The sequence below is a fragment of the Pararhizobium sp. genome (assembly GCF_965279435.1).
Lineage (GTDB): Bacteria > Pseudomonadota > Alphaproteobacteria > Rhizobiales > Rhizobiaceae > Pararhizobium.
The window spans coordinates 34,800-52,876 of record NZ_CBDIHY010000001.1; the positions used below are offsets into that span (position 1 = coordinate 34,800).

At 58.7% G+C, this 18,077-nt stretch carries 15 protein-coding genes and 3 pseudogenes; 5 read left to right on the top strand and 13 right to left on the bottom strand.

Annotated elements, in window-relative coordinates:
- Positions 1-159: 159 nt before the first annotated feature.
- Both ACQY8Q_RS00180 and ACQY8Q_RS00185 read left to right on the top strand, forming a co-directional pair.
- Positions 160-570, top strand: a pseudogene (locus ACQY8Q_RS00180) (type III polyketide synthase); the annotation flags it as partial.
- A 27-nt stretch (positions 571-597) separates the two neighbouring features.
- A pseudogene (locus tag ACQY8Q_RS00185) lies at positions 598-2,132 on the top strand (DHA2 family efflux MFS transporter permease subunit).
- A gap of 17 nt (positions 2,133-2,149) precedes the next feature.
- On the opposite strand, the gene ACQY8Q_RS00190 reads toward ACQY8Q_RS00185, so the two are convergent.
- From ACQY8Q_RS00190 to ACQY8Q_RS00205, 4 genes are read right to left on the bottom strand one after another with little or no spacing between them, the layout of a single operon-like run.
- Entirely contained in the window at positions 2,150-2,611 is a 462-nt protein-coding gene (locus tag ACQY8Q_RS00190) for a cytochrome b (protein ID WP_428423955.1), read from the bottom strand.
- Positions 2,608-3,537: an electron transfer flavoprotein subunit alpha/FixB family protein gene (locus ACQY8Q_RS00195; protein ID WP_428423468.1), complete on the bottom strand. Its 930-nt coding sequence runs from the start codon at positions 3,535-3,537 to the stop codon at positions 2,608-2,610. Before ACQY8Q_RS00195 ends, ACQY8Q_RS00190 begins: the two co-directional genes overlap by 4 nt.
- Positions 3,538-3,564: 27 nt before the next feature.
- Positions 3,565-4,314, bottom strand: a complete 750-nt coding sequence (locus ACQY8Q_RS00200) for an electron transfer flavoprotein subunit beta/FixA family protein (protein ID WP_428423470.1) — start codon at positions 4,312-4,314, stop codon at positions 3,565-3,567.
- Between the two features lie 36 nt (positions 4,315-4,350).
- Positions 4,351-6,792 carry a GcvT family protein gene (locus ACQY8Q_RS00205; RefSeq protein ID WP_428423472.1) on the bottom strand — a complete coding sequence of 814 codons (2,442 nt, stop codon included), beginning with the start codon at positions 6,790-6,792 and terminating at the stop codon, positions 4,351-4,353.
- 95 nt (positions 6,793-6,887) lie between these two features.
- Here ACQY8Q_RS00205 and ACQY8Q_RS00210 point away from each other — a divergent pair, with 95 nt between their 5' ends.
- Positions 6,888-7,823, top strand: a complete 936-nt coding sequence (locus ACQY8Q_RS00210) for a LysR substrate-binding domain-containing protein (protein WP_428423474.1) — start codon at positions 6,888-6,890, stop codon at positions 7,821-7,823.
- Positions 7,824-7,835: 12 nt separating this feature from the next.
- Here ACQY8Q_RS00210 and ACQY8Q_RS00215 read toward each other — a convergent pair whose 3' ends face one another.
- The 8 genes from ACQY8Q_RS00215 to ACQY8Q_RS00250 form a co-directional block, all read right to left on the bottom strand.
- Positions 7,836-9,119, bottom strand: a complete 1,284-nt coding sequence (locus tag ACQY8Q_RS00215; RefSeq protein ID WP_428423476.1) for an NAD(P)/FAD-dependent oxidoreductase — start codon at positions 9,117-9,119, stop codon at positions 7,836-7,838.
- A 43-nt stretch (positions 9,120-9,162) separates the two neighbouring features.
- Entirely contained in the window at positions 9,163-10,053 is an 891-nt protein-coding gene (gene purU / locus ACQY8Q_RS00220) for a formyltetrahydrofolate deformylase (RefSeq protein ID WP_428423957.1), read from the bottom strand.
- A gap of 64 nt (positions 10,054-10,117) precedes the next feature.
- On the bottom strand, positions 10,118-11,257 hold the full coding sequence (locus ACQY8Q_RS00225; RefSeq protein WP_428423478.1) for an aldo/keto reductase: 1,140 nt from the start codon (positions 11,255-11,257) through the stop codon (positions 10,118-10,120).
- A gap of 41 nt (positions 11,258-11,298) precedes the next feature.
- The gene (locus tag ACQY8Q_RS00230) at positions 11,299-12,033 is read right to left on the bottom strand and encodes an aspartate/glutamate racemase family protein (RefSeq protein ID WP_428423959.1); all 735 of its coding nucleotides are present in this window, start codon (positions 12,031-12,033) and stop codon (positions 11,299-11,301) included.
- Between the two features lie 70 nt (positions 12,034-12,103).
- Positions 12,104-12,943 carry a substrate-binding periplasmic protein gene (locus ACQY8Q_RS00235; protein WP_428423480.1) on the bottom strand — a complete coding sequence of 280 codons (840 nt, stop codon included), beginning with the start codon at positions 12,941-12,943 and terminating at the stop codon, positions 12,104-12,106.
- 26 nt (positions 12,944-12,969) lie between these two features.
- The gene (locus tag ACQY8Q_RS00240) at positions 12,970-13,632 is read right to left on the bottom strand and encodes an amino acid ABC transporter permease (protein WP_428423482.1); all 663 of its coding nucleotides are present in this window, start codon (positions 13,630-13,632) and stop codon (positions 12,970-12,972) included.
- Positions 13,632-14,276 (bottom strand): amino acid ABC transporter permease, encoded by a 645-nt coding sequence (locus tag ACQY8Q_RS00245; RefSeq protein WP_428423484.1) that lies wholly within the window; start codon positions 14,274-14,276, stop codon positions 13,632-13,634. Before ACQY8Q_RS00245 ends, ACQY8Q_RS00240 begins: the two co-directional genes overlap by 1 nt.
- Complete coding sequence (locus tag ACQY8Q_RS00250) at positions 14,273-15,040, bottom strand: amino acid ABC transporter ATP-binding protein (protein ID WP_428423961.1); 768 nt, start codon at positions 15,038-15,040, stop codon at positions 14,273-14,275. The genes ACQY8Q_RS00245 and ACQY8Q_RS00250 overlap by 4 nt, the downstream gene beginning before the upstream one ends.
- Before the next feature lie 367 nt (positions 15,041-15,407).
- On the opposite strand from ACQY8Q_RS00250, the pseudogene ACQY8Q_RS00255 reads away from it, so the two are divergent.
- A pseudogene (locus tag ACQY8Q_RS00255) lies at positions 15,408-15,932 on the top strand (ATP-binding cassette domain-containing protein); the annotation flags it as partial.
- Positions 15,933-15,963: 31 nt separating this feature from the next.
- The gene (locus tag ACQY8Q_RS00260) at positions 15,964-16,872 is read left to right on the top strand and encodes a homocysteine S-methyltransferase family protein (RefSeq protein ID WP_428423486.1); all 909 of its coding nucleotides are present in this window, start codon (positions 15,964-15,966) and stop codon (positions 16,870-16,872) included.
- A gap of 339 nt (positions 16,873-17,211) precedes the next feature.
- On the opposite strand, the gene ACQY8Q_RS00265 is transcribed toward ACQY8Q_RS00260, so the two are convergent.
- Entirely contained in the window at positions 17,212-18,048 is an 837-nt protein-coding gene (locus tag ACQY8Q_RS00265) for a sugar phosphate isomerase/epimerase family protein (RefSeq protein ID WP_428423488.1), read from the bottom strand.
- Positions 18,049-18,077 lie beyond the last annotated feature (29 nt).

The window sequence follows — 18,077 nt, forward strand, 5'->3', positions numbered from 1 at the left end:
GCCCAAAAGCGCCCGAGCAGGAATTTTCATGCCGGAATCCGTTAAGCTAGTCTCCATCGGGACCGCAGTCCCGCCGCATGTGATCGACCAACGTGAGCTGCACTAGCCTCCCACAAAGCCTTTTCATCCCGGTACGCTGATTTCGATCGTCTCGCAAAGGTGTTTGAGAGTTCCGGCATCAGGCGGCGCTACGGGGTTCGCCCGCTTGACTGGTATTTTAGCACACCTGGCTGGCCGGACAGGAACGATGCCTTTATTGAGGGCGCGGGTGCCCTGTTCGTCTCTGCCGCCGAGAAAGCGCTACAGGCAGCCGGTTTGTCGGCTGGCGACGTCGATACAGTCGTTACCGTGACCTCCACCGACATTGCAACACCGAGCCTTGAGGCGCGGGTAAGCAAACGGTTGGGATTTCGCGCCGATATCGAGCGCGTTCCGGTTTTCGGGCTCGGCTGCGCAGGTGGCGTCTCGGGGTTTTCCCTCGCATCACGGCTGGCTGCTTCACGGCCGGGATCTGTTGTGCTGCTGGTTGCGGTGGAAACCTGCACTCTTGCATTCCGGATCGACAAGTTGACGAAGGCTAATATCGTCGCAACCGCCTTGTTCGGCGAAGGTGCCGCGGCTTGCATCGCCATTAACCCGGTTCTGGTCTGGACTGGGTTCACGGCGATGTGCGTGGGCATGTTGACGGCCATCCTCGACGTCCAAGTGGTCGCAACCTCACTTCCAACTATCCAATCGGCGCTCGATATCAATCCTGACCAGACGAGCTGGATTCAGACCGCCTATCTCATTGTGGAAGTCGTCGCCATCCCATTGACGGGTTTCTTGACCAGGCTCCTGACTATGCGCTGGCTGTTCGTCACATCACTGGCGCTCTTCGTCATCGCATCGGCTGGGTGCGCGGTGAGCGGCAGTTTCGGCGAACTCGTCTCATGGCGCGTACTCCAGGGTTTTTCCGGCGGCACGCTGATCCCGTCGGTCTTTTCAGCCGTGTTCATCCTCTTTCCAAAAGAGCGGCAAGCCATCGCCACCACCATCGCCAGCGTGCTTGCCGTCCTTGCGCCCACGGTTGGGCCCGTTGTTGGCGGTTGGCTGACGGAAACCTATTCCTGGCACTGGCTATTTCTCATCAACGTCATTCCGGGCATCATCGCTGCCTTGGTCGCGACGCGGTCCCTGCCGCGCGAAAACGTCGATACGTCCGAACTCCGGTTTCTGGACAGACTTTCACTCGTGCTGATGGCGATCAGCCTCGCCTCTCTGGAACTCGCCTTGAAGGAAGCACCGACCAGTGGCTGGACTTCGCTTTATATTACCGGTTTGCTTTGCCTGTCAGCGATGTGCGAATGCACCTTCGTCTGGAGGTCACTGAACAGGGCACGGCCACTCGTCGATCTCCATAATTTTCGCGACCAGAACTTTGTCGTCGGTTCGGTTCTCAGCTTCGTTCTCGGCATCGGTTTGTTCGGCTCGGTATACCTCATGCCGGTCTTCCTCGCCTTCGTCAGGGGCCATAATGCGCTTGAAATCGGCATGACCATGCTGGTGATAGGAATGGCGCAACTTGTGACCGCCCCGATCGCCGTCGCGCTTGAAAAGCGCGTGGACGCCCGGATGCTTTCCGCCGCCGGATTCACACTTTTTGCTGCCGGCATAGCCGTGAGTGCGTTTCAGACCTCGCAATCCGATTACGACGCGATGTTCTGGCCGCAGATCGTGCGCGGCGTCGCCATCATGTTCTGCCTCTTGCCGCCGACGCGCTTGGCGCTCGGCACGCTTCCGCCGGACAAGGTACCTGATGCAAGCGGGCTGTTCAATTTGATGCGAAATCTCGGTGGCGCGATCGGGATCGCGCTGATCGATACCATCATTTACACCCGCTCGGACAAGCGCTGCTGGAACGTCTGAAGGCTGGCGATACGGATGCCGCCACGTTTATCGGCGTGCCGCTTCAAACCTTAGCCGAGCACAAGACTGGTTTGGACGAGGCGACTATGGCTATGCTCGACCCGTTACTGCAGACAGCGGCAACGGTGCAGGCACTGAACGAAGCCTGGATGGTGATCGCAATTTTGACGGCCTGTGCCATTATGTGTCTGCCGTTTGCAAGACGCGTCGCTCCAGCAGAATAATCGGCCCAATTACAAGATCAGCCGACCGTCATCCGCCGGAGAATATCTGTCTTCCAGTAAAAATGGTGAGCCAGAGCTCCCAATACATGGCCAACGATGAGCAGCCAGAGGATAACTTTGAGGATATCAGCATGCACGTCGCCAGCTGCTCTAAAGCCTAGATAGTAGGCAACCATGCCCGTCGCTGGCATCGCGATCAAAAGACCATACAAGAACACGTGGACGGCTTGAGATCCCAGCCTGATGATCTTGGGCTCCTGCGGTGGTGAAGCCGGAACGCCTTGAACGACCCTAAGGGTTAGGCGCAGCACGACGAGGATCAAGATCGCCACCCCGACATAGGCATGGATATTTGCGCTGGCGATTTGATCTACGCTTGCCGAACCCGTTCGTTTGATGGCGTCAGGAAGAAGCAAGTTGAAGAGGACTATGCCCGTGACAGTAGATTTCTCTGTCGCAAACCTTTCCAGGCTGCTCAGAGTGCTTTTTCGAGCTCTGGCAGGATCTGGAAGAGGTCACCGACGAGGCCGTAGTCTGCGACCTGGAAGATCGGGGCTTCCTCGTCCTTGTTGATGGCGACGATGACCTTCGAGTCCTTCATCCCGGCCAGATGCTGGATTGCACCGGAAATGCCGACCGCGATATAGAGTTGCGGTGCGACGACCTTGCCGGTCTGGCCGACCTGCCAGTCGTTCGGGGCATAGCCCGCATCGACGGCAGCACGCGATGCGCCGACGGCAGCACCGAGCTTGTCGGCTACCGGCAGGATGACTTCCTGGAACTTTTCTGCTGAACCGAGCGCCCGGCCGCCGGAAATGATGATCTTGGCAGAGGTCAGTTCCGGACGATCCGACGAGGACAGCGCGTCCTTGACGAAGGTCGAGAGGCCTGGATTGGCGGCGGCCGAAATGGTCTCGACCGAGGCCGAACCACCGTCTGAAGCCGAGGCGAAGGACGCGGTGCGCACGGTGATGACCTTCTTGGCCTCGCCCGATTGCACCGTCTGGATGCCATTGCCGGCATAGATCGGTCGCTTGAACGTGTCGGCCGAGACGACTTCGGTGATTTCCGAGATCTGGGCAATGTCCAAGAGTGCTGCAACGCGTGGAAGCACGTTCTTGCCGGTCGATGTGGCTGCCGACAGGATGGTGTCGTAGCTGTCTGCCAGCGATACGATCAACGCTGCCAGGGGTTCTGCCAGATTGTTGGCAAGGTCGTCGCTGTCGGCAAGCAGCACCTTGGACACACCGGAGAGCTTTGCAGCAGCGTCTGCAGCAGCCTTGGCGCCCTTGCCAGCCACCAGCACATGCACATCGCCACCAATCTTGGCAGCAGCCGTCAGTGCCTTGGCGGTCTGGTCGGACAGGGTTGCGTTGTCGTGGTCAGCCAGAAGAAGAATGGCCATGATGTTAGTCTCCTTATTCTGGAATTCTTAGAGGACGCCGGCTTCGTTTTTCAGCTTGTCGACCAATTCAGCAACCGACTTGACCTTGATGCCGGCCTTGCGGCCACTCGGCTCCTCGGTTTTCAGAACTTTCAGGCGCGGTCTCGTGTCGACGCCGAAATCGGCTGGCGATTTCTTGTCGAGCGGCTTCTTCTTGGCCTTCATGATGTTCGGCAGCGAAGCATAACGCGGCTCGTTGAGGCGCAGGTCGGTGGTGACAACCGCTGGCAGCTTGATCTCGATGGTCTGCAGACCGCCGTCGACTTCGCGGGTGACCGCAGCCTTGCCATCGCCAAGCTCGATCTTCGAGGCGAAGGTGCCCTGTGCCCAGCCAAGCAGTGCCGACAGCATCTGGCCGGTCTGGTTGCTGTCGTCATCGATCGCCTGCTTGCCGACGATGATCAGGCCCGGCTGCTCGGCTTCGGCTACACCCTTGATGATCTTGGCAACGGCCAACGGCTCGACGGCATCGTCGGTCTCGACCAGGATTGCCCGGTCGGCACCCATGGCCAGAGCCGTGCGCAGGGTCTCTTCGGCCTTGGCCGGGCCGACCGAGACGACAACCACTTCCTCGACCTTGCCGGCCTCCTTCAGCCGCAAGGCTTCCTCGACCGAAATCTCGTCGAACGGGTTCATCGACATCTTCACATTGGCAAGCTCGACACCCGATCCATCCGGCTTAACCCGGATCTTCACGTTGTAATCCACGACACGCTTGACGGTGACCAGAACTTTCATGGCAGCGTTACCTTTACTTTGCTCGGGTTGAGCCACTTACATGCGGCCGCGAAGAGCCTTCGGATCGTAGGGAGATTCCTCGATGACACACGCCTTGCGCATTTCACCAAGGATCGGCACTTCAAGTGCCGTACCCGCAACACCCAGTTCGACGGGCAGCAGTGCAAAGGCGACGTCATGGCCGAGTGTATAGGCGTAACCACCTGAGGTGATCCGGCCGACTAGGACACCGTCATGATACACGGCCTCGTGGATCATCGAGCTTGCGCCTTCGGTATCGATCGAAATCGTGAAGGAGCGCCGAGCAATACCCTTTTCCTTTTCCTGCAATAGCGCATTGCGGCCGATGAACTCACCCTTGTCGAGGCGGATGAAACGATCGAGACTACTTTCGAAGGCTGTCAGCTCGGGGTTCATGTCGCGATACATGGCCCGGTAAGATTTTTCGAGACGCAGGGATTCCAAAGCCTGCAGGCCGATCAGCCTCAGCCCGTGCTGCTCGCCCGACTTTAAAACGGCATCGAGCAAGGACCGCTGGTAGCAGAGTGGATGATAAACCTCCCAGCCGAGTTCCCCCTCATAGTTGACACGCAGCAGCCTGACGTCACTTGCAAGGCCGACATTGCCTGTCTGAACGCTGAACCATGGGAAGGCCTCGTTCGAAAGATCGATCTCCGTCAGCGACTGCAGAACGTCGCGCGCCTTGGGGCCGACGATGGTGAAACAACCCCGTTCATTGGTGACATTGCGCAGCTGCACGCTGCCGTCCCTAGGCAGAAGCTTAGAGAGGTCGTCAAAATTCCACCGCTCGGCGCGTGGCGTCGAGATCATATAGAACGTGCCGTCCTCAAGACGGGAAACGACATACTCCGCCTGCACTGTCCCCTTCATAGTCAAATGATGGCTGAGATTGACGCGGCCGGTTGCCGGCAGACGGTTGGCAAGAATGCCATCGAGCCAAAGTTCGGCCCCCGGACCGGTGACCTCGAATTTCGTCATCGGTGTCATCTCAACAAGGCCAACGGCGTTACGCACCGCATGGACTTCCTCGCCGACATATTTGCCTTTTTCCGTCCAGCGCCAGCTGTTCTGGTCTTTGGCCTCAACGCCTGCTGGTGCAAACCAGTTCGGCATTTCCCAGCCATTCAGAGCCGCCCAGACAGCGCCGCGTTCGCTCAAGCGATCATAGGAAGGCGCTGTTTTCTGTGGCCGAGCCGCAGGGCGTTCTTCGCCGGGATAGTGCTGCTCTGCATGGGTACCCCAAGCCTCACGGACCTTTTCACGCGTCCAGTTCTTGTTGGCATAGTCTCCGAACCGGCGGGGATCGAGCTCGGACGTATCGACGCTGTTTGCGCCTTCGACAATGCGTTCGGAAAGGTAATAGCCGATTGCACCGCCCCACAGGATGCCGCCGGGGACGCCTTCGGCGATCCAGACATTCTCCAGTCCCCATGCCGGCCCCATCAGCGGCAATTCGTCAGCTGTCATCTGGAATGGCCCACGCACATTTGCCTTGATGCCGACCCGGCCCAGCGCCGGTACCATCTCGATGGCACGCTCCCAGTTCCAGGCGACGGAATCAAAATCCTCTTCGAGAAGATCGGCGCCAAACCATTCCGGAACACCGTTCTCAGCGAACAGCTTCAGATGTTCGGTACGCTCGTAGGGACCGAACATTAGCCCGTCCCCTTCTTCGCGCAGATACCCTTCGAAACCCTCTTCCCGCAGGATAGGCATTTCCGGCAGCCCCTGCCGCTTGCGCTCCATCACCTCCGGGACTGCATCGGTAATCCAGTACTGGTGCACTATCGGGATGGCCGGAATTTCAAGGCCAAGCATCGCGCCGGTCTGGCGGGCGTAGTTGCCGGTCGCCGAAATGATGTGTTCGCAAATGATCTCGCCCTGATTGGTGATGATCTTCCACTCACCGCCCGGCAAGCGCTCGAAGCCGCGCACCTCGGTATTCAGGTGAATTTTCGCACCCCTGTCGCGGGCGCCCTTAGCCATGGCCTGCGTCACATCGGCCGGTGCGATGTGACCATCGTCAGGATGGTACAAGGCAGCCAGCATATTCTTGTTTTCTTCAAGCAAAGGCCAAAGTGCCTGAGCTTCGGCCGGGGTCACGAGCTCGGCGCGGATGCCTTGCACTGCGGCAACGCTCATATAGCTTTTGTATTCGTCCAGGCGATCGCGCGTGTTGGCAATGCGCAACTGACCACACTTGTGCCAGCCGACATGCTGTCCTGTCTCTGCTTCAAGACCCTCATAGATTTCGATCGTCTTGGAAATCATCCGGCCGATATTGATGCTGCGCGCGTAGGATGGGATCAGGCCAGCGGCATGCCAAGTCGATCCCGCCGTCAGCTGTGTCCGTTCCAGCAGTGCGACGTCGGTCCAGCCGCGTTTGGTAAGACCGTAAAGAATGGCAGCGCCGACACAACCGCCGCCGATCACGACAGCCCGAGCATGAGTTTGCATGAGAGATGTTCCCTTGACTGAATTTGGCTGACCCTACAAATGCACGAAGCCATTGTATGCTTGCTAAAAATTGCTTCGGGGCATAACTTCAGATTATGCATAGACTCCGCTCCCTCGTGCCTTCGGCCAACTATCTGTTCGCGTTCGAGGCCGCCGCACGCCGCAAGAGCTTCACAGCCGCCGCCCAGGAATTGAACGTTAGCCAGCCGGCCGTCAGCAAGACAATCAGGCTGCTTGAGGAAGCCACCGGCCTGAAGCTGTTTCGGCGCGAACACACGCGCCTCGAACTGACCGCCGAAGGACAAAGGCTTTACAAGGAAGTGCAGGAATCCTTTGATCATTTGCACATGGTCATTTCCTCGTTGCAGCGGAAACATTCCAGCGACATCGTCCGCGTCTCCTTCTCCACCTCCTTCGTTCAACTTTGGCTTTTGCCGCGGCTAAAGGATTTTAAGGCCCGGCATCCCGATGTTTCACTGCGCATCGAGGAAAGTAGCCGTGACGATCAGGATCTCATCGAGGAGGATATAGATGTGTCGGCGCGGCTCGGAAACGGCAAATGGACCGGCATCCACGCCTGGCATTTTGTGACCGAGGAAGTCTGGCCCGTCTGCAGTCCGGCCTATCTGGCAGAACACGCTCCGATCGAGCGCCCATCGCAGCTGCTTGGCCATACGCTGCTGCATTTCGAAGAACGGCATCGCTCCAGACTTGGCTGGCACGAGTGGCTGGAACGGCAGGCGGTTCCGGTCGGCAAGCTGAAGCAGGATTTTGTCTTTACCGACGCCGTCAGCTCGATCGAGGCTGCCGTGTTCGGCCAGGGCATTGCGCTTGGCTGGAAACATCTCGTTCACGATCACATCAAAGCCGGACGCCTGACCTGCGCGCTGCCTGAGAACTACCGCTCCGGTCAGTCGATCCACATCATCATGCCGGCGCAACGTCCCCCGAAGCGAGGCGCCGAGCTTTTTCGCGACTGGTTGATGGAACAGGGCGCTGACGATATCCTTTTTACCGATCGGAAAGCATGAAACAACGGACGCTTAAAATCGCTCGCCAGCGAAATGCGCGATCTGCGCACCCGTCTCGTAATAGGCTTCCTTCATTCCACGAAACAAAGGTTCCCTGATATCCGACACCGGGAGAGGCAGGTCGGCTTCACCGAGCTCGCCGAGAATATGCTGCGCCAGCGTACGCCCGAACACCGTGCCCGGAGCAATACCCCGGCCATTGTAGCCGGAGAAGCCGACAACATTGGGCGCGAACAGGTGGAAGCGCGGCAAGGCGTTATCGGTCATGCCGATCTTGCCGTACCATTCCCATTCGAACTCCACATTGGCGATCTGCAGGAAAAGCCGCGCGAGTGACCGCCTCGCCCATGCCCTGTGAATGGAGGCCCCGCCGCGGCGCAATGCCCCGACGCTTCCGAACACCAGCCGTCCGGCCTGATCCCTGCGGAACGACGAGAGAATTTCCTTCGTATCCCAAACGCCTTCGCGGCCCGGGAGAATGCTGGCCAATACCTCCGCCGGCAACGGCGGCGTGGCGAGGTTGAAATAAGGAAGATGAACCTGTTCGCGCCGCACGCTTTCCCAAGGACCAGTGCTGTAGGCATCGGTGGCCACCACGACCCATTCTGCGGTAACGGACGCTTTCGCAGTCGCGACCGTCCATCCGCTTCCCGCGCGCTCACTGGAAACGACGCGTGACGATGTATGCAGGATCGCCCCCGCCCGAACGGCGGCATGGGCCAGCCCACGGACATAGGCAAGTGGCTGCAGCGTTCCTGCGCGCTTGTCGAGCAACGCCCCGGAATAGGCGGTACTGCCGACGCGAGCGGCGGTTTCAGCAGCACTTAACAGCGTAACGGCTGCACCGCGCTTTTGCCACTGGCTGGCGCGATCGGTGATCTCTTTCAGACCCGCCTTACCGACAGCACAGTGTAGCGTGCCTTGGCGCTCAAGCTCGCAGGCAATGCCATGCCTGTTGATCAATTCCATCACGACCTGCGGACCGTTTCCGAGAAGATTCAGCAGCCTTTCGCCATGGACTTCGCCCAGTTCACCCGGGAGATCATCCGGCATCACCCACATGCCGGCATTGATCAAGCCGACATTGCGCCCCGCCGCACCGAAACCGATCTCGTTGCCTTCCAGCACGATTACCCTGCGCCCGGCCTCAGCCAGATGCAGGGCTGCGGAAAGGCCGGTAAAGCCGCCACCGACGATCACCACATCGGCTTTCGCATCCGCTTCGAGCGGTCCCGTGGCCGGCGGTTCGGGTGCGGTCTGTTCCCACAGGCCATGGGAGCGCGGATCGTTCAGCATCGTCACGTTTCCTTTGTGGGCAAGTCGGCTGCAGCCGATTGTCTCATTGCTGGAAGATCACCGTCTTATGGCCATTCAGCATAACTCGATTTTCCGCATGGAGCTTCACCGCGCGCGCCAGAACCCGGCTCTCGATGTCGCGGCCGGCCGCCACAAAATCCTCCGCACTCATTGAATGCGTCACGCGCTCGGTCTCCTGCTCGATGATTGGACCTTCGTCCAACTCAGGGGTCACGTAGTGCGCGGTTGCCCCGATCAGCTTAACGCCGCGATCGTAAGCCTGATGGTAGGGTTTTGCTCCCTTGAAGGATGGCAGGAAGGAGTGATGAATGTTGATCACCTTTCCGGACAGACGCGTGGACAGCGTGTCCGAAAAGACCTGCATATAGCGGGCGAGAACCACCAGGTCAGCCTTGGTCTCATCGACCAGGTCGAAAAGCCGCTGTTCCTGCTCGGCCTTGTTGTCTCCGGTCACCCGCCAACAGAAATACGGGACATTTGAAATGGAGGCTGTACCGGCGCTATCCTTATGATTGGAAACGATCGCTACGACGTCTGCATTCAGCCAGCCCACCCGGATCTGATAGAGCAGATGCAAGAGCGCATGATCGAATTTCGAGACCATGACAACAAGCTTTGCACGTCGTCCGCTATCGTTGACGCTCGCCTTCATGGAAAATCTCTCGACGACCGGTTTTAAGATCCGCTCAACGTCGCCCGTTCCGATACCGGCAGGCACAGTGAAGGCGATCCGCATGAAGAAGCAGTTGCTTGCGACGTCGCGATACTGCGCACTCTCGGTAATGTTTGCGCCGATTGCCGCCAGTTCCGTGGTCACCGCTGCGACGATGGCCGGTTTATCCTCGCACGTCAGCGCAAGGATGAAACTGCTCAACGCAGCCGGCTTGTTTCCGGCCACAAACGATGCAGGCATCAATGTCATGCCACAATCCTTTTCAAAAACATCCGTGTGAACGGGCATAGGCAAAGTTACGGGATCAGTCTTTTGGCCTGGCCTGGCCGAAGGTGTAGCTTGCAACCTTTGGCAGAAAGGTCTCGCTGCCATAGCCATGTGGCTTGTCGCCGACGGATACACCGGCGTTGAGGATGCCCGCCTGATAATCGCTGGCAAACAGCGAATACGGGTAGACAGGCTCGATCGCACTCGATCGCTCAAGTTCGGCACGCAACTCGGCGGGAATAGTGAAATCGAGTGCTGCAAGATTGGCGGCGAGTTGCTCGGGCCGGCTGGCGCCGATGATCAACGCAGCGATTGAGGGTTGCGTGGCAGCCCAATTGAGGGCGACCTGCGCCATCTCGCGGCCAATTTCCTCCGACACCTTTTCCAGCGTCGCGACAATGCGGGCATTGCGCTCGGAAAAAAGCCCGAGCCCACCGCCTGAGGCGTCGAGTGACAACCTGCCTTTCCCAGCCGATCCGGAACGATATTTACCGGACAAAAGCCCCATCGCCAACGGGCTCCAGGCGGTGATACCCAGTCCAAGCGTTTGCGCAAGCGGCACAAACTCCTGTTCAATGCTCCGCTCGACAAGCGAATAAGGCAGTTGTAGGGTGATCGGCGGCGTCAAAGCATGTGCTTCCGCCCAGGTTTGGGCGCGGGCAGCGTACCAGCCTGGCACGTCCGATAGCCCCGCATATCTGATCTTGCCTGCTCTGACGAGATCGTCGAACGTCCGCATCACTTCCTCGACAGGCGTTATGCGGTCCCAGGTGTGCAGGAGGAACAGGTCAATATAGTCGGTCTTCAGCCGCTGCAGAGAAGCATCGACCGCCCGCAACATGTTCTTTCGGCCGTTTCCGCCGGCGTTAGGATTTCCCGGATCCATGCTGTTGGAAAATTTGGTGGTGATCACAACGCGGTCGCGCAAGCCCGCTTCGGCAACGAACTTGCCGACCAGCGTTTCGCTGAGCCCACCGGCGTAGGAATCGGCCGTATCGATGAAGTTGCCCCCAACCCCGACATAGTGATCAAAGATCGCTCGCGCTGTTGCCTCGTCAGATCCCCACGATCCGCCGATACCGCGAATACCGCCATTGCCAAAAGTCATGGTTCCAAGAGCGAAACGGCTGACCCGCAAACCGGAACGGCCAAGAAGATAGTAATTGTCTAGGGACATGAACGATCCTGTCACGTTGCGACACATGTCTGTGTCGATGATTACATGATGCCGTGGTATGGCCTGCGGGCGATACCCTGCTGCACATAATTAATCATGGTGACGAAGTCGAACACGGGACGGTTGGTGACGGCTTGCACGGCATGGGCATAGGGTGGCAGGTCGCTGCACTCCAGCAAGATCGTGCGGATTTCCGGGTGCGCCCTGACCAGGTCACACGCAACTTCGGTCACTTCGCGTTCGATAGCAGCTGAATCAAGCGTGCCCTTCTCCTCAAGAATTGCCTCGCGGAACTCTGTCTGCCTCTCCATACCGGCGATCGCCAAAGGGATGTGACCCGGCACGTTACTCGCCGCGAAATGCCGCGGTGTTAGACGCCCCGCATTGGCGGTAATGATCCCGACCATTCCGCCGCCAAGTGCATGCATGAATGGTATTTGCATCAGGCTCGACAGAAAAACCGGAATGTCGACAGCGGCGGCCACCTCTTCCTGGAAATAGGCCATGAAGCCGCAGGCGCCGGTAATAGCCTTCACGCCTCGGCTTTGCAGCTCAACAGCCGCCTCGATGAAAACTTCGCACAGGGCAGGATCGCGCTGATTGAGGAGCCGATCGATCGATGCGCCGCGCACTTCTTGAAACCGTACCGGAAAATCATAGGTCGTGGCATTGCCAACATTGCCGGGAATGCAAGGATAGGCGGCATCCAGGATGAGGATACCGATCTGGTCGCCGTACCAGGACTGCGTTTTGCGCGTGACCGTGTAGACAGTCATCGTCTCGTCTCCGATTTTCTTTTTTGGCTGGATCGAAGCGGGCGGAGACATGTGCCCCGCCCGCGGAATGTTACTGGACGAGACGCGGCGCGCCGGTATCACCAGCCGTGCCATCCAGACCGTAGGATTTGAGGATCGTGACAATTGTACCATCGGCATGCATCGCTTCAATATTCGCATCGAGCGCTGCCCCGAGTTCCTTGGCATTGAATGAGTAAGGGAAGGCTGCCTGCGCTGCTTCCTTGGTTGCCTTAACCCGTTCATCGGCCACCGCAACCTTGACCTTGACGTCCTTCAACGCACCCTTCTGTTCGGCAACGACGCCAGTTGAATATCCGTCGACGGCAACATCAATGCGGCCGGAGAACAGGTCCTGCTGCATGTTGACAGAATTCGGATAGAGCTTCAGCGACGCGCCGAGCAGCGTTTTGAGGTCGGCAACCCAAAGGTATCCCTGCACCGTTCCGACCTGCTTGCCTTCGAGATCGGAGACGTTGGTGAAACCCTCCTTCGAGTAAACGCCCATCTGGTCAGTATAAAGCGGGGCCGAAAGGCTCATCACCTTTGCCCGTTCGGCAGTACGGTACCAGTCGCCGGTGGTGATATCGGCCTGTCCCGACAGGACATATTGAATCGCGGCGGCCGGATCGACCGCGACAGCTTTCACCTTCAGGCATTCGCGCTTGGCAAATTCTGCCGCGATGTCGCCGTCGATGCCCTTCATTGCGCCGCTGTCGTCGAGAAAGGAATGAGGGGAGTAAGTCGTCACGGCAACGGTCAAGGTGCCCGGCTCGATAGTGGTGAATGTATGCTTCGGCGTGCAATCTTGCGCCAGCGCGATCTGGCCTGACACCACTGCTCCGGCAATACCGGTCAGAAGGAACTGTATGGTCGTCTTCAAGGTAGGCATGCTGGATATCCTTTGGGTTACGTGGGTCAACGTTGCGCGTGAGAACCGGCCCGTTTTTCGACATGATTGACGAGAAGCGAGGCGGGAATAGATATGGAAGCGTAGAGCGCACCCGCGGTCAGAAGCGCCGGAAAGTAGCGAAACGTGGTGGAACCGATTTCGTAGGCTCGGCTGACAAGTTCGGGTAAGGCGATGGTGAAGCAGAGCGACGTGCCTTGAAAGATTAGGATGGAGAAACCGAGAAGCGCCGGCAGCGCCACCCGCAACCCCTGCGGCAAGAGCACGTAGCGGAGTTCATCAAGCCGGTTGAGGCCGATCGAAACGGCTGCTTCACGCTGGCCATGCGGAATGGATTGTAGACTGGCACGGATGATTTCGCTGGTATAGGCACCCGTGTTCCAGGCAAGGGCGATCACCGCAGCGACGAATGATCCCAGTGTCAGTCCTGCCGATGGCAAGCCGAAATAAATGAATTGCAGCAAGACCAGTGCCGGCGCGCCACGCCCGACCTCTACGAGGATGAGCGCAATGGTCTTTGCCGCCTTGCCCTTTGCCAGAACCCCAAGAGCCAGGAGGAGGCCGAAAGGGATGCCGAGTGCAAGGCTAAGGGCTGTGACCTGCAGGCTGATGGAAAGCCCCGACAGAAGCTCGGGAAGCCAGACGACGAGTTCTCCATAGGTGGGGATCATCAGCGGGCCACCTTTGCCTGGAGGTAGCTGTCGGCTACACGCGAAAGCCATGCCACGGGAAGGCTAAGCAGGATGTAGAACAGACCGACGATTGCAAAGACTTCGAGCCCTCGAAACGTTGACTGTGAAAGTTGGTTCCCCTGAAAAGCAAGCTCGGCGACACCGATCGTCGATGCGACGGCGGTCTCCTTCATCAGTCCGATGAGATAGCTTGCCGCCGACGGCAGAGCCACGCGAAAGACCTGCGGCGCTGCAATATCGACCAACGTCGACCATCGGCCCAGATCAAGCGAGAGAGAAGCTTCCCACTGCCCGAAGTGGATGGACGCCAGCGCACCACGATAAATTTCCGCCATATTGGCGGCTGCGATCAGGCTTAGGCCGATCAACGCAGCGTTGAACGGGCTGATCGGCAGATAGCTCATGCCCAGACCGAAGAAGATGATGAAGAGCCAGAGGATCGGCGGGATGCCGCGCACGATCTGGATCAGCACCATGGAAACGAACCGCAGCGGCAAAAGGCGGCTCTGGCGCGCCGCAAGCAGCGGAATGCCGAGCAGCGCGCCTGCTGTAAAAGCCCCCATGGTCAGCGCGATCGTCAAGGGAAGGCCACGCAGGATGGCCAGAAAATCGGCCGCGTTCATCGGTCGTGCACCGCACGGAGAAAGCGCTTTGTACGCTCCTGCTGCGGGTTACGCATGACCTGCGCAGACGGCCCCTTCTCGACGATCTTGCCATCAGCCATGATCATGACGGTGTCCGACACGTTTTCGGCAAAGCCCATCTCATGCGTGACGACGATCATCGTCATGCCGCTTTCGGCAAGCTCGCGCATCACGGCAAGAACTTCGAGGCCAAGTTCAGGATCAAGCGCAGAAGTCGGTTCGTCGAACAGCATGACTTCCGGATCCAGTGCCAGCGAGCGTGCAATGGCGATGCGCTGCTGCTGCCCGCCAGAACAGCGAACGGGATATTGTCCGGCCTTGTCTGCGAGCCCGACCCGCTTCAACAGCTGCATTGAGCGCTCATCCGCTTCGCCGCGGCGCCGGCCGAGAACCCGCTCCTGCGCGAGGCTGACGTTGCGCAGAACTGTCATATGCGGGAATAGATTGAATGACTGGAACACCATCCCGACACGCCGACGCAGGCCAGACAACTCGGAGCGGCTTGCAGACCGGGTGGCATCAATAGTCGTGGGTCCGACCGTGATCAGGCCGCCATCAGGAACTTCCAAATAGTTGATGCATCGAAGAAGAGTGCTTTTCCCGGAACCGCTTGGCCCGATGATGGCAAGAACCTCACCTTTCATGACCTCAAGGTCAATTTGGTCGAGGACGAGGTGGGTGCCGTAATGCTTGCTCAGCGCCGCAAGTCTGATCAAAGGCCCAGCGTTTTGCACCGCCGTCATTGAGCCAGCGCTCCCCGGAGGTAGGTTAACAGTGCCGAGATCTGTGGCCCGTGTTTGGGGGGTGTAGAATACTGCACCGTCCATATCATTCGGATCCCCTGTACGCACAGGTCCCCAACCTCCCGGGAGGAAGCGTCAGAGGTCCTGATGGCGTTGGTTTTGTGCCCGCTGTTTTACAGCTGAGCGGTCGTTCCCATTTGTTAGCCGCTACGATAGCGGCTGAGCCGGATATGTGCAGGCGAGAAAAAATACACTCCCACCCAACTTGAAGTTATGAGTTGATTTTGAAGTGGACTTTGAAAAGGCCATGGACGTTTCGGTCGTCTGCACGGGCGGCATCAGCGCGCCATCATCACAACCAGATCCCGATCTCGCTCTCAATCCGCGCCAGACCGTCGAGGCCATCCTGTCACGCCCCCTCGCCTTCTATTTTGGGCTGAAGAGCGTGGACCTGAAACGACGCCTGGCACCCCTGCTCGACCAGATCGAACTTCCGCAGATCATGCTCGACCGCTATCCCGCCGAACTCTCGGGCGGACAAAAGCAAAGGATCTGCATTGCGCGGGCGATTGCGGCCGATCCCAAATTGATCATCTGCGACGAACCGACTTCCGCGCTTGATCCTCTGGTCGCTGAAGGCATCCTCGACCTTCTGACGCGCTTGCAAACGGAGGTCGGCACATCCTATCTGTTCATCACACACGATCTCGCCATCGTGCGGGCGATTGCCGATACCGTCGCCGTGTTGCTGGAGGGCAAGGTGATGCGTTATGGCAGAAAGGCAGAGGTTCTCGCGCCGCCCTTCGATCCCTATACCGAAAAGCTGATTGCCTGGGTTCCTGAAATGCGGCCCTGCTGGCTCGACGAAGCTATCGCCCGGCGCAACGACTGAACAACACAATGACGAAGCAAGGAACGACGACATGACACGGCGTGGACTTATCCTGGATGGCGGCACCGGCCGCGAACTCGAGCGTATCGGTGCGCCCTTTCGCCAGCCCGAGTGGTCGGCGTTGGCCTTGATGGAAGCGCCGGAATTCGTCCGCACGGTGCATAATAATTACATCGACGCCGGTGCTGACGTCATCACCACCAACAGCTACGCGGTGGTTCCCTTCCATATAGGCGAAGACCGTTTCGAGACCGACGGCGAAATGCTCGCGGCCCGTGCCGGACGCATCGCCCGCGAAGCAGCCGGTGCCTTTAAGGATCGCAAGGTCCTTGTCGCAGGCTCGCTGCCGCCTGTGTTCGGCTCGTATCAGCCCGACCTGTTTAATGCAGAGTTGGCCGGACGGTATCTCGAGGTCCTGGTCAACGGAATGACACCGTCCGTCGATCTCTGGCTCGCGGAAACACAAAGCAGCCTAGCCGAAGCACGTGCCGCACATGAGGCGACAAAGGCAACTGGCAAGCCCCTGTGGGTTTCCTTTACTCTGCGCGACGATATTGTCGCCATGCCCGAGCCTCTGCTACGCTCGAACGAAACCGTCAAGGCTGCAGCAGAACTTGTCGCCTCCCTCGGCGTCGAGGCCATGCTGTTCAACTGCAGCATGCCGGAAGTCATGGAGGCGGCGATAGCAACCGCCAAAGCAACATTCGAAGCGCTAGGCGCAGATATTCAGGTCGGCGTCTACGCCAATGCCTTTCCTTCCCAGCAGGATGACAAGGAAGCCAATGCCAAGATCACCGAAGTTCGCACGGACCTTAATCCCGACGCCTATGGCCAGTGGGCAAAGCAGTGGGCAGCTTCCGGAGCTAGCATCATCGGCGGCTGCTGCGGTATTGGCACCGACCATATCCATGCGCTGTCGGGCGAGTACCGTTGCGTGTGACTGGGATCTGACCCAGAGGGTGCCCTGACTGACAGAGATAACCGACTACCTGGGCTCGAAGCTTACCCCTTATGAAGATCACAACCGGTATTGGTCACATGCACCCGAAACCTTTCCGATTTGTAGTATTTCAAGTTGTCGCCGCCAATTCCTGTAGAACGAGCATTTAATGCTGCCCGGTCGACAAGCGGGTTGGAGCAACAAAACCGCTATTGATCACCTTGATGAGGTTGAATCATCACTCTAAAAAAGCTGGGCATCATCCCCCTAGGGTTCCGCGCCGGGACCAGTCGGCGCGGTGCTAACCCGTAGCAATCGACTAATTAAAGCTGCACTAGACTAGGCAAGCGCTTCTAACCGGTCTTTCAGAAATCTGAAGCTCCTCGCGGCAATTCCGCGCGGGTCGATTCCACGAGCGCCAAAGCCGGTCTCGACCGTGAAATATCCGGCATAGGAGGACGCGGTCAATGACCGCAGCAGGTTGTCCCAGTCCATGTCCCCGTCTCCGATCGCCTTGCGGTTCGTGTCTGCGGCGTGAAGATGGACGAGTTCCGTCCCCATCTCTTCGACATAACTCGACAGCGGTTTGCCGTCATAGGCAATATGGCAGGTATCGAACATCAGCCGCACATTGCTCGCTTCGCTCTCAACCATCATGCGACGTGCATCGGAGGCAGTATCGATCAGGTTCGTATCAGCCGTGGTCGGCTCGATGGCGATGACAATGTTGCGATCGCCTGCGTGCGCTGCGACCGCGCGCAGGCAATCCAGGCTTTGCGCCCAACCCTCTTCATGTGAAAGGTCCTCGGCGCGCCAGCCGCCGATATAGAGCACCAGTCCCGCGCCAAGGTCTGCCGCCAGGTCGACGATCTCCTTGTAGTGTTCGATCGTGGCGTGCCGCTCGGCGCGCAGGACAGAGCAGGGATTGCACCCAAACCCACCGCCAATGGCGGGTAAAAGGCTCGAAATGGCCAGCCCCTCGCCTGATGCGATCTGGCGGATTTCCTTCCGCCGTGTTCGCGACAGCTGCTGCGGCCAGGCATGTGGGGCGCAGCAGCCAATTTCAACGGCATCGTAGCCGATGGCGGCGATAGAACGTATTGCCTCTTCCAATGGGTAGGTCGGCAAAAAATTGGGAAAACTGCTGAACGGAAATGTGTTGAAGGCCAGTTTCATGGATTGGGGCTCCAGGGCACGGTGACACG

Excerpts from the sequence above, each read along its gene's own strand:
- ACQY8Q_RS00195 (WP_428423468.1), bottom strand. The coding sequence starts at position 3,537 with ATGGCCATTCTTCTTCTGGCTGACCACGACAACGCAACCCTGTCCGAC.
- ACQY8Q_RS00200 (WP_428423470.1), bottom strand. The coding sequence starts at position 4,314 with ATGAAAGTTCTGGTCACCGTCAAGCGTGTCGTGGATTACAACGTGAAG.
- ACQY8Q_RS00205 (WP_428423472.1), bottom strand. The coding sequence starts at position 6,792 with ATGCAAACTCATGCTCGGGCTGTCGTGATCGGCGGCGGTTGTGTCGGC.
- ACQY8Q_RS00210 (WP_428423474.1), top strand. The coding sequence starts at position 6,888 with ATGCATAGACTCCGCTCCCTCGTGCCTTCGGCCAACTATCTGTTCGCG.
- ACQY8Q_RS00215 (WP_428423476.1), bottom strand. The coding sequence starts at position 9,119 with ATGCTGAACGATCCGCGCTCCCATGGCCTGTGGGAACAGACCGCACCC.
- purU (WP_428423957.1), bottom strand. The coding sequence starts at position 10,053 with ATGCCTGCATCGTTTGTGGCCGGAAACAAGCCGGCTGCGTTGAGCAGT.
- ACQY8Q_RS00225 (WP_428423478.1), bottom strand. The coding sequence starts at position 11,257 with ATGTCCCTAGACAATTACTATCTTCTTGGCCGTTCCGGTTTGCGGGTC.
- ACQY8Q_RS00230 (WP_428423959.1), bottom strand. The coding sequence starts at position 12,033 with ATGACTGTCTACACGGTCACGCGCAAAACGCAGTCCTGGTACGGCGAC.
- ACQY8Q_RS00235 (WP_428423480.1), bottom strand. The coding sequence starts at position 12,943 with ATGCCTACCTTGAAGACGACCATACAGTTCCTTCTGACCGGTATTGCC.
- ACQY8Q_RS00240 (WP_428423482.1), bottom strand. The coding sequence starts at position 13,632 with ATGATCCCCACCTATGGAGAACTCGTCGTCTGGCTTCCCGAGCTTCTG.
- ACQY8Q_RS00245 (WP_428423484.1), bottom strand. The coding sequence starts at position 14,276 with ATGAACGCGGCCGATTTTCTGGCCATCCTGCGTGGCCTTCCCTTGACG.
- ACQY8Q_RS00250 (WP_428423961.1), bottom strand. The coding sequence starts at position 15,040 with ATGACGGCGGTGCAAAACGCTGGGCCTTTGATCAGACTTGCGGCGCTG.
- ACQY8Q_RS00260 (WP_428423486.1), top strand. The coding sequence starts at position 15,964 with ATGACACGGCGTGGACTTATCCTGGATGGCGGCACCGGCCGCGAACTC.
- ACQY8Q_RS00265 (WP_428423488.1), bottom strand. The coding sequence starts at position 18,048 with ATGAAACTGGCCTTCAACACATTTCCGTTCAGCAGTTTTCCCAATTTT.